Annotated in this window: 10 protein-coding genes; 6 read left to right on the top strand and 4 right to left on the bottom strand. The window is 60.8% G+C overall.

Annotated elements, in window-relative coordinates:
• Positions 1-609: 609 nt before the first annotated feature.
• From V3330_RS19530 to V3330_RS19515, 4 genes are all read right to left on the bottom strand, one after another.
• Positions 610-1,059: a DUF4426 domain-containing protein gene (locus V3330_RS19530; RefSeq protein ID WP_354697146.1), complete on the bottom strand. Its 450-nt coding sequence runs from the start codon at positions 1,057-1,059 to the stop codon at positions 610-612.
• 74 nt (positions 1,060-1,133) lie between these two features.
• Positions 1,134-1,676 (bottom strand): YggT family protein, encoded by a 543-nt coding sequence (locus V3330_RS19525; protein ID WP_354697145.1) that lies wholly within the window; start codon positions 1,674-1,676, stop codon positions 1,134-1,136.
• Positions 1,673-2,494 (bottom strand): pyrroline-5-carboxylate reductase, encoded by an 822-nt coding sequence (proC, locus tag V3330_RS19520; protein ID WP_354697144.1) that lies wholly within the window; start codon positions 2,492-2,494, stop codon positions 1,673-1,675. The genes V3330_RS19525 and proC overlap by 4 nt, the downstream gene beginning before the upstream one ends.
• A gap of 7 nt (positions 2,495-2,501) precedes the next feature.
• Positions 2,502-3,209: a YggS family pyridoxal phosphate-dependent enzyme gene (locus tag V3330_RS19515; protein WP_354697143.1), complete on the bottom strand. Its 708-nt coding sequence runs from the start codon at positions 3,207-3,209 to the stop codon at positions 2,502-2,504.
• Between the two features lie 124 nt (positions 3,210-3,333).
• On the opposite strand from V3330_RS19515, the gene V3330_RS19510 reads away from it, so the two are divergent.
• The 6 genes from V3330_RS19510 to V3330_RS19485 all read left to right on the top strand — a co-directional run bounded on the left by V3330_RS19510 (position 3,334) and on the right by V3330_RS19485 (position 8,914).
• Entirely contained in the window at positions 3,334-4,371 is a 1,038-nt protein-coding gene (locus V3330_RS19510; protein ID WP_354697142.1) for a type IV pilus twitching motility protein PilT, read from the top strand.
• A gap of 10 nt (positions 4,372-4,381) precedes the next feature.
• Positions 4,382-5,509, top strand: a complete 1,128-nt coding sequence (locus tag V3330_RS19505; RefSeq protein WP_354697141.1) for a PilT/PilU family type 4a pilus ATPase — start codon at positions 4,382-4,384, stop codon at positions 5,507-5,509.
• 186 nt (positions 5,510-5,695) lie between these two features.
• Positions 5,696-6,388 carry a response regulator transcription factor gene (locus V3330_RS19500; RefSeq protein WP_354697140.1) on the top strand — a complete coding sequence of 231 codons (693 nt, stop codon included), beginning with the start codon at positions 5,696-5,698 and terminating at the stop codon, positions 6,386-6,388.
• 46 nt (positions 6,389-6,434) lie between these two features.
• Positions 6,435-7,643: a sensor histidine kinase gene (locus tag V3330_RS19495; protein WP_354697139.1), complete on the top strand. Its 1,209-nt coding sequence runs from the start codon at positions 6,435-6,437 to the stop codon at positions 7,641-7,643.
• Positions 7,644-7,729: 86 nt separating this feature from the next.
• Positions 7,730-8,080: a type I phosphoribosyltransferase gene (locus V3330_RS19490; RefSeq protein ID WP_354697138.1), complete on the top strand. Its 351-nt coding sequence runs from the start codon at positions 7,730-7,732 to the stop codon at positions 8,078-8,080.
• 93 nt (positions 8,081-8,173) lie between these two features.
• A complete protein-coding gene (locus tag V3330_RS19485) occupies positions 8,174-8,914 on the top strand; it encodes a hypothetical protein (protein ID WP_354697137.1) in 741 nt (246 codons plus the stop codon).
• Positions 8,915-9,290 lie beyond the last annotated feature (376 nt).

Below are 9,290 nucleotides of genomic sequence, written 5' to 3'. Positions count from 1 at the left end.
GACAATGCCATCAAAAATAAGTGTTACCCATGTACCCGAACAAACTGTTACCTATGTCCCCGGTCTGTACACAGGGATGGGTTCGCGCCGGGTCCTGGAAGGGGCATGTCACAGCGCGCGGCGGACCTCAGTGGCACCAATTGCACCCAACCGCTGATTTTCATGAGGCGAATATTCACTTCCGAGCGACCCTACTAGGGGAGCGATGCCGGAGCCCGTCTGTCTTGAAAGATGTATGTCACGGCAAGCGTTGGACTTGTTGACGTATTGCGAAAAAAGTAACGGCGGGTGGTCGACCTGTTGGCGCAATGCGGGTACACCACGCATGACCAGCCAAACTTGTGGCGCCAGACACTTTAAATAGCCAACGTGAGGGGGTTACTGGGTATTGGTTTGATTTGTGTACTGAGCCACAGAATTTTTCTGCGGCAGTCGCAAGCTCTAGAACAATTGTTTTAGAAGGCAAACGAAAACCCTGCCACCCGGTGAAGATACTACCTGCCGGCAAGCAGTAAAGCCGCTGGGGCAGGAGTGAACGAGCGCGGCCGGTTTACGACGCGCAGCGGAGTAAGAAGGCAAGTGAGTGAACGACATCCCCCTCAAACGTGGCTACTCCGTAAAAAACTGTTGCCTAAAGCTCACCACGAACGGATCCGCCTCACCTTCCACCTGCACGTTCACGGTGAAATTGTAGGTTTCCATGTTGTGCACCGGAAGCAGTCCGATGTAATAGACGGCGTCGTCGGAGTCCGAAATTTCCCGCAGTTCGATCTCGCGCCGCTGACCCGTGAGATTGACCGCGCTGGCGGATACCCGGGCATGGATGGGCGTTGGCGTTTCGCCACTGGTATCGAGAATCGTGATGTTCAGCAAGGCCCGGTTGGCCGAGCGCTGGATGCCGTAGCCCTGCGCCACGGTCGCGGGAATCTGGTCGCTGTTCAGGACGTTGTAATGAACCTCGTAGTTGCCGAAGCCTTCGAACTGTTGTGCCTGGCTCGCGGGCGCAATCATCAGGGCAATCAGCAGGAGGGCGCAGGCGGTCATGCGAATTCGGTTCATCGGGCATCTCCGGGCAGTACGAACCAGCATTGGGCGCCACGGACGGCGCGGGATTCCGCTACGGGCCCGTGACATCACCATCCTAGCAGAAGTATCAGAAAGCGTATCGTGATCAGGGCGAACAGCGGGGAAAGATCGATTCCCGCAATGGGAGGAATGACCCGGCGAAATGGGCGCAATACGGGTTCGGTCAGCTGGTACAGCAGCGGCACGAAGGGGTGGCGCAGGCCCTGACCCAGCCAACTGACCAGCACCGAGGCGATGATCAGGAAAAAATAGGTCATCAGCAGCGTCATGGCCAGCTTGGTCAGGCTGAACGTGATGATGGCGGGAAAGCCGATGGGTGTTGCCGCGATCCGACTGACGATCCAAACACCGAACACTTCCAGCACCAGCAGGAGCACGATGGCCGCGGTATCGATGCGCCCAATGGAGGGCACGACCCGTCGCAGCGGTATCAGTGCCGGATTGGTCACCTTGACGAGCAATTGCGACAGGGGGTTGTAGAAATCAGCCCGGACCCACTGGAGCATGACCCGAAGCAGGACGGCGGCGATGTACAGATCGATCAGCGTACCGATCAGGTAGGAAAACGCGTTGGTTGCCGATCCGTTCACGGTGGAGACTCTCCTGCGCCGCCGGCCAGTTCCCGGCCGCGCTGCTCGGCCGCCCGGGCGGCTTCGTAGACGATTTCTTCGAAGTTGCTGGAGGCCAGCGCCTCGAGTGCCGCCTGGGTGGTGCCGCCGGGCGAGGTCACGCGTTCGCGCAGGACGTCCGCGCCCTCATCGGCGGCTTCGAGCATGGCGCCGGCTCCGGAGCAGGTTTTCTCGGCCAATGCGCTGGCGATGTCCGGCGGCAGGCCCAGCCGTTCGCCGGCACGGGTCAGCGCTTCTGCGAGCAGGAAGAAATAGGCGGGACCACTGCCGGATATGGCGGTCACGGCGTCCATCAGCCGTTCTTCCTCCACCCAGACCACCGGTCCGGCCGATTCGAGGATGCGTTCGGCTTGCTCCCGGTGGTGGGGTTTGCAGCCGTCTCCGGCATACAGGCCGGTGATGCCGGCACCGATCAGTGCGGGTGTGTTCGGCATGGCGCGGATGACGGCAGGGCCAGGCCCGGTCGCGCCGGTGATATCCCCAATGGTGGTCCCCGCGGCGATGGACAGAATCAGCTGGCCGGGTTCGACTCGATCGGCGATTTCGTCGAGTACCAGAGGCATCACCTGGGGCTTGACCGCGAGCACGATCACGTCGGCGCCGGGGACGACATCGGCCGCGCGGTCGGCGACTTCGACGCCGTATTCGGACTGCAGCCGGCGCCGGGCGTCGTCGCTCGGATCGGCTACCCGGATGACCAGGCCGTGTCGGCCGGATTTTTGCAGTCCACTGACCAATGCGGTGGCCATATTGCCGCCGCCGATGAACGCTATGAGCATGTCGGGTTCACTCCTGTGCAAATCGTTTCTGTGCCGGGCGCGGCCCGAAAAGGTCGGTGCCCACGCGCACCAGGGTGCTGCCGGCCCGAATCGCGGTTTCCAGGTCGCCGGACATGCCCAGTGACAGGGTGTCGGCGCGGTATCCGCGGTCCTGCAGCGAGCCGAGCAGTTCCGCCACGGCCGCGAAGGACGGCATCGGGTCGTGCGTCGCGCTGGCCGGTTTCGGAATCGCCATCAGTCCCCTCAACGCGAGACCGGGCAGTTCTTCGGTCAATTGCGCCAGGGCCGGTACGGATTCGGGCAGGGCGCCGGCCTTCTGGGGCTCGCGATCAATATTCACCTGCAGGCAAATGTTCAGCGGCGGTAGTGATGCCGGACGCTGGGCTGACAGGCGGCGCAACAGTTTTTCACGATCGACGCTCTGCACCCAGGCGAAAGTGCGCGCCACGTCCGCGGTCTTGTTCGACTGCAACGGACCGATGAAATGCCACTCGATGGACGGGTCGCCAATCGCAGCCACCTTGGCCAGCGCTTCCTGCACGTAGTTTTCTCCGAATGCCCTTTGTCCTGCGGCCCGCAGGGCTTCCACCGCAGACGCCGGATGGCCTTTGCCGACCGCCAGGAGGCGCACATCCGCAGGGTTTCGGCCATTTTCACGGCAGGCATTTGCGATACGTGAATGCACCGCCTCAAGTTTGGCTTTTAAGTCATTCATCTTGCAGCAAGACTATGCATTGAACTAAGGTATAGCTTGACGCAGTGTGTCAAGGGACCGCGTTGACCGTTTTCTGCCGCCCGGCCGGCATTGTAACGTGAGCGGGCGCATTCAAGGAGAGAAGATGGATATCGCAGAGCTGCTGGCCTTTTCGGTCAAGAATAACGCGTCGGATTTGCACCTTTCTTCCGGTCTTCCGCCGATGATCCGTGTCGACGGCGATATTCGCCGGCTCACGCTGCCGGCCATCGATACGCCGCAGCTCAGCGAGCTGTTGTACAGCACGATGAGTGACCAGCAGCGGCGCGATTTCGAAGCCAACCTGGAAGTGGATTATTCCTACGCGGTCTCGGGTCTGGCCCGTTTCCGAGTCAACTGTTTCCACCACGATCGTGGCATCGGCGGGGCGTTCCGTACCATTCCGGACTCCGTCTGGAAACTCGAGGACATCGGAGCTCCGCCGATTTTCCGGGATATCATCGACATTCCGCGCGGCCTGATTCTCGTCACCGGTCCCACCGGTTCGGGTAAGTCGACGACTCTCGCGGCCATGATCGATCATCTCAATTCCTACGTGGAGGGGCACATCCTCACCATCGAGGATCCGATCGAATTCCTGCACAAGAGCCGGCGTTGCCTGATCAATCAACGCGAAGTGCATCGCGACACCCATGGTTTCAACCAGGCCCTGCGGGCTTCGCTACGCGAGGATCCGGACATCATCCTGGTGGGCGAGATGCGCGACATCGAAACCATTCGACTGGCACTGACCGCCGCGGAAACAGGTCACCTCGTGTTCTCGACCCTGCACACCAGTTCAGCGCCGAAAACGGTGGACCGCATCATCGATGTGTTCCCGGCCGGTGAAAAAGCGATGGTGCGTTCCATGCTGTCGGAGTCACTGCGTGCGGTGATCACCCAGACCCTGCTCAAACGCGCGGGCGGTGGGCGGGTCGCGGCGTGGGAAATCATGGTGGCCACCCCGGCGATTCGCAACCTGATTCGTGAGGACAAGGTCGCCCAGATGTATTCGGCCATCCAGACTGGACAGAACGTGGGCATGCAGACCCTGGACCAGGCACTCGAGGCGCTGGTCACTCGCGGTCTCGTCACCCGGCAGGAGGCCGGCAGGCGAGCGGTCGACCGCAAGCTGTTCCAATAGGAGTTTCATCATGAGCACAGTAGACGGCTGGTTGAAACAATTGCACGAGGAGGTCGGCTCCGACCTGTTCGTCATGATGGATGCGCCGCCGTGCATCAAGGTTCACGGCAAAATCAAGCCGATTTCGACCGATGTGCTGACCGCGGAGGATACCCGCGAGGTCGCTTTCAGCATGATGAGCGAGATGCAGAAGAACGAATTCATTCAGACCAGCGAATGCCAGTTCGCATACGCACTGGACGCTGAAGTGCGTTTTCGTGTCAGTGCCTTCATGCAACAGGGCGTCGTGGGCCTGGTCGCCCGGCGAATAGAAAGCCGCATCCCGACATTCGAGGAACTCGGATGCCCGGATGTGATGGCGGAACTCGCGCTGCAGAAACGAGGCATTGTGCTGTTCGTGGGTGCCACCGGTACCGGTAAGTCGACATCCATGGCCGCGATGGTGGGATATCGGAACCAACGCATGACCGGCCACATCATTACCGTCGAGGATCCGGTGGAGTACGTGCACCGGCACGGCAAGAGCCTGGTGACGCAGCGCGAAGTCGGCATCGACACTGAATCGTTCGAGGTGGCGCTTCGCAATACCCTGCGGCAGGCTCCGGACGTCATCATGATTGGCGAAATTCGCACGCGAGAAGCGATGGAGCATGCCATCACCTTCGCGGAAACCGGCCACCTCGTGCTCTGTACTCTGCACGCCAACAACGCCAACCAGGCACTGGACCGCATCCTGCATTTCTTCCCGGAGGACTTCCGCGAGCAGTTGCTCCTGGACCTTTCCTTCAATCTCAAGGCGACCATCGCGCAGCAATTGATTCCGTCCATCGACGGGTCGCGCCGCTGGGCCGCGTTCGAGGTGCTGATGGCCACTCCGCTGATCAAGGATTTGATCCGCAAGGGTGAAATCGACGAATTGAAGAACGTCATGCGCGATTCGGAACATCACGGCATGATCACTTTTGACAAGTGCATGTTCCGGATGTACAAGGAAGGCAAGATTTCCTACGACGATGCATTGCGCCACGCCGATTCCTCCAACGAAGTCCGCCTGATGATCAAGCTGGACGAAGGCGGTGACGCCGAAACCCTGACCCGCGGGCTCGAAGGGGTCGAGGTTCTGGGCGGAGATTACTGACAGGGTTTCCAATCGCCACCGCCAGTCCGGTGTGGGGAGGGTTAACCGATCGTTAACCGTGTCGGGGGTAGAATTACGCAAAGCCTGCCGGCCCCGTATTGCCCGTTGTCATCATCTGCCACGCAGAGCGTGCCGTTGCGGCGCGATGCCCGGGACGTGAGGGTCCCCGGTTGCGGAGACTGACTTATGCGTGTTTTGATCATCGAAGACAACCCCGACATCGCCGCCAATCTGGGCGATTATCTCGAGGACCATGGCCATACCGTCGATTTCGCGGGTGACGGCATTACCGGTCTGCATCTGGCCGTGGTCAACGATTTCGACGCCATTGTCCTGGACCTTGCGCTGCCGGGCATGGACGGGCTCGAGGTCTGCAAGAAGCTCCGCGAAGATGCCCGCAAGGACACGCCGGTACTGATGCTGACCGCGCGCGACCGGCTCGAGGACAAGCTGGCCGGTTTCGACACCGGGGCCGATGATTACCTGGTCAAACCATTCGAATTGCAGGAAGTGGAAGCGCGTCTCAACGTGCTGACCAGCCGCGGGCGCCGCCGGGTCCGGCGCGAACTCAAGGTGGGCGACCTGGTGTTCAATCTGGATACCCTGGCCGTGACTCGCAACGACCGGGATATTTATCTCAACCCGATCGGTCTGAAACTGTTGCAATGCTTGATGGAGGCGTCGCCCAATGTGGTGTCGCGCAACGACCTGGAGATGGAAGTCTGGGGTGAGGAAATGCCGGACAGCGACAGCCTCCGGGTGCACATTCACTCCCTGCGCGGTGCGATCGATAAACCTTTCGGCAGCAACATGATCCAGACCCGCCACGGAATTGGCTACCGGTTGGTGGAGTCGGATGAAGTTTCGGCAAAGGCTTAGGAGCCGAATCCTACTGTCCTTTGTTTTGTTCGGCACCTTGCTGAGTGTGTTGTTCGCTCTCAGTACGCTGTTCCTGCAGAATTATCTCGAAGACCAGCTGATTGGCGCGACGCTCGAGGAAGAACTCGACGACTACGTGAACCAGTTGCGTCTGGACCCGACCGTTGTCGAACCCTTCTACACGCGCATCCAGGGTTACATCACCCGCCCCGGGGACCCCAACCAGACCGTGGCCGCGGACATCCGTGCGCTGCCCAGCGGCGTGCATGACGTACATAGCGGAGCTGGTGTGTTCAAGGCGGCCGTGCGCAAGGAAGATGACCTGTGGGCGTTCCTGATTTACGACGTCAGCGATAATCGACGGTTGGAGCAGCAGTTGTTTCTGGCCCTGGTCGGCGTGGTGCTTCTGTTCTCGATTCTGTCCTTCATGCTGGGGGCCTGGTCGTCCCGGCGGGTGATGAAACCCGTGACCGACCTGGCCGCGCGGCTCGACACCCTGAGCAAAGAGGGCAAGCCGGAACGCCTGTCCGGTCATTTCGCCGACGACGAGGTCGGCCAACTGGCCGCCGCCCTGGACACGTATGCCGATCGGCTGCATCACCTGGTTGAACGTGACCGGGAATTCAATGCGGATGTCAGTCACGAACTCCGGTCGCCGCTGACCGTCATCACCGGCGCCACGGAATTGTTGTTGGCTCAGGACGATCTCGATCCGCGTGTCCGCACCCGCTTGTTACGCATCGCACGCGCCGCACGTCAGTCGGCGGACATCACCACCGCCTTGCTGCACCTGGTGCGTGCCGAGCAGGGTACCGACAAGGACAGTGCTGCCCAGAATGTCGGAAGAATCGTCAACGACGTGGTCCACCTGTATGAGCCCCTGATTGGCAACAAGGACCTGAAATTGCTGGTGCGGGAGACGGACCGGGTGAGTGTGATCGCGCCGGAGTCGGTGGTCGCCGTAACGGTGGGAAACCTGATCGGCAACGCCATGCGCTACACCAACGAGGGCGAAGTGGTCATTACCATTGGTGAGGGTTGTGTGTGTGTCGACGATACCGGTCCCGGTATTCCCGAATCGGAACTCGAGCACGTGTTCGAGCGCCATTACCGTGGCCAGAACATCAGCGGCAAGGGCGCGGGCCTGGGGCTCGCCATTGTGAAACGCCTGTGCTCCCTGTACGGGTGGTCCATTCGCTTCAGCAACCGGCCCGCCGGTGGGCTGCGGGCTGAACTGCGATTTTTCGGGCAGTAGGCTAGCCGCATGGGCTCCGCTTGCACGGGCGGCCGTGCGCCGCTACCTTGGCGGCACGACACCAACCAGGGAGATGAATTGTCACCATGAGCATTATTGCCTGCCCGGGTTGCGGCAAGCGTATTTCCAGCCTGTCCCCCCTCTGCCTGCACTGCGGTCTGGAACGTGGCGAGGCCGATGATGAGGAATTGCACGTGTTCAAGCTGCGCCAGGCGCGGCAGAAAGTCTATCACCTGAACATGACCAGCTACGCGGTCATTTCGGTCTTCGTTGCCGCCTTTGGCTGGTACTGGTGGAGCACAGCGGGATTCCAGCAACCTTCCTCGACGGGGCCTTTCGTTCTGATGGGCCTGAGCGCGGTAGCCTACCTGGCAGTGCGGGTGCTGTTGTATTTCGCCCGTTCCCGGTTGAAGGCGCTGAAACGAAATGCGCCCTGATCCACCGGATCTGGCCACCGCCCGCGTTTAACGCGGCCGGGGCATCTGCTACGCTTCACCGCAGCCGCCGTTCGCGGCGTTGGGACAGGGATTATGGCAACGCCCAAAATCGAGTTCTTCACCGATAACGAGAACCTGCTGGAATTTCCGCCTGTTCCCGCGCGCAAGGTGCTGCCGGACTGGTTTCGCGAACTTTCACCGGCCATCGACCTGCCGCCGGGCAAATCGAAGTTTCCCTTCGGGCTTTCACGCTCCCTGCGGTTGTCCAATGTCAACGCCACGATTCGGCGCTGCCCCGGCATCATTTCCTACCTGTCGGAGGGTTATCTGATTCCGTTGTGGGCCGATTTTCTGGTGCAGATCCGGGGCGAGACGGTGTATTGCATCGGATCCAACGAGTTGGCCCATGCCTCACCGCACAGCAAGCAGATGCAGTACCCCTCGATGCCGCTGCCGGACAGTTATCTGCAGGATTCGGTGAAGTTCACCAATCCCTGGAAGGTACGCACACCGCCCGGATGGTCGGTCATGCTGTCACAGCCCTTCTACCATTTCGAGTCGCGGTTCACGGTGGTTCCCGGTGTGGTCGATTCGGACGCTTACCATCACATTCACGTGAATACCTTTTTCCGCAAGGGCGATACCGATCACCAGCTGAAAATGGGCATGCCTTTTGTGCATGTGATGCCGTTTCAGCGCAGTGTGCTGGAGCCCGAGGTGCGGGTCATGACCGATGCGGACAAGCGGCGGATGCAACGGCTGGATTTCAAAGCCAAGCGTTTCTTCGGCAAGAACGCGGCCATTCGCGGTCTCGCAGACGCCGAGGATCCCTGACCGGGCGAAATCCAACCGGCTTCCCGCGTTGGTGCTTGATCTCAATGCCGACCGTGCCCTCGAGCAGGCAGGTGCAACGGCACATTCCCCTCAGAGCGCTGGTGCAACGGCCTGGAGACCCTGCTGGTTTCCAGTTCGTTCAGTTCCATATATCTGGACGGCTCATGGAAAGAGTGCCCTCGAGCAGGCAGGCGCTGCGGCACATTCCCCTCAGGGCTTTGGCGCAATAGCCTGGAGACCTCGCCGGTTTCGCGTGAGCTGAATTCTGCTTATCTGAATGGCTCATGGAAAACGTGCCCTCGAGCAGGCAGGCGCTGCGGCACATTCCCCTCAGGGGACGGCGTGGACCCTTCCCTGGGGCCTTCGCGCCGCCGTC

Origin of the sequence: Elongatibacter sediminis (assembly GCF_037892215.1) — a bacterium.
Lineage (GTDB): Bacteria > Pseudomonadota > Gammaproteobacteria > Xanthomonadales > SZUA-36 > Elongatibacter > Elongatibacter sediminis.
The sequence above is the reverse complement of the archived record's forward strand: the minus strand, read 5'-3'. Positions and strand labels throughout refer to the sequence as shown.

Bases quoted from the DNA above. Each gene is read 5' to 3' on its own strand.
- V3330_RS19510 (WP_354697142.1), top strand. From the start codon at position 3,334: ATGGATATCGCAGAGCTGCTGGCCTTTTCGGTCAAGAATAACGCGTCG.
- proC (WP_354697144.1), bottom strand. From the start codon at position 2,494: ATGCTCATAGCGTTCATCGGCGGCGGCAATATGGCCACCGCATTGGTC.
- V3330_RS19485 (WP_354697137.1), top strand. From the start codon at position 8,174: ATGGCAACGCCCAAAATCGAGTTCTTCACCGATAACGAGAACCTGCTG.
- V3330_RS19515 (WP_354697143.1), bottom strand. From the start codon at position 3,209: ATGAATGACTTAAAAGCCAAACTTGAGGCGGTGCATTCACGTATCGCA.
- V3330_RS19530 (WP_354697146.1), bottom strand. From the start codon at position 1,059: ATGAACCGAATTCGCATGACCGCCTGCGCCCTCCTGCTGATTGCCCTG.
- V3330_RS19505 (WP_354697141.1), top strand. From the start codon at position 4,382: ATGAGCACAGTAGACGGCTGGTTGAAACAATTGCACGAGGAGGTCGGC.
- V3330_RS19500 (WP_354697140.1), top strand. From the start codon at position 5,696: ATGCGTGTTTTGATCATCGAAGACAACCCCGACATCGCCGCCAATCTG.
- V3330_RS19490 (WP_354697138.1), top strand. From the start codon at position 7,730: ATGAGCATTATTGCCTGCCCGGGTTGCGGCAAGCGTATTTCCAGCCTG.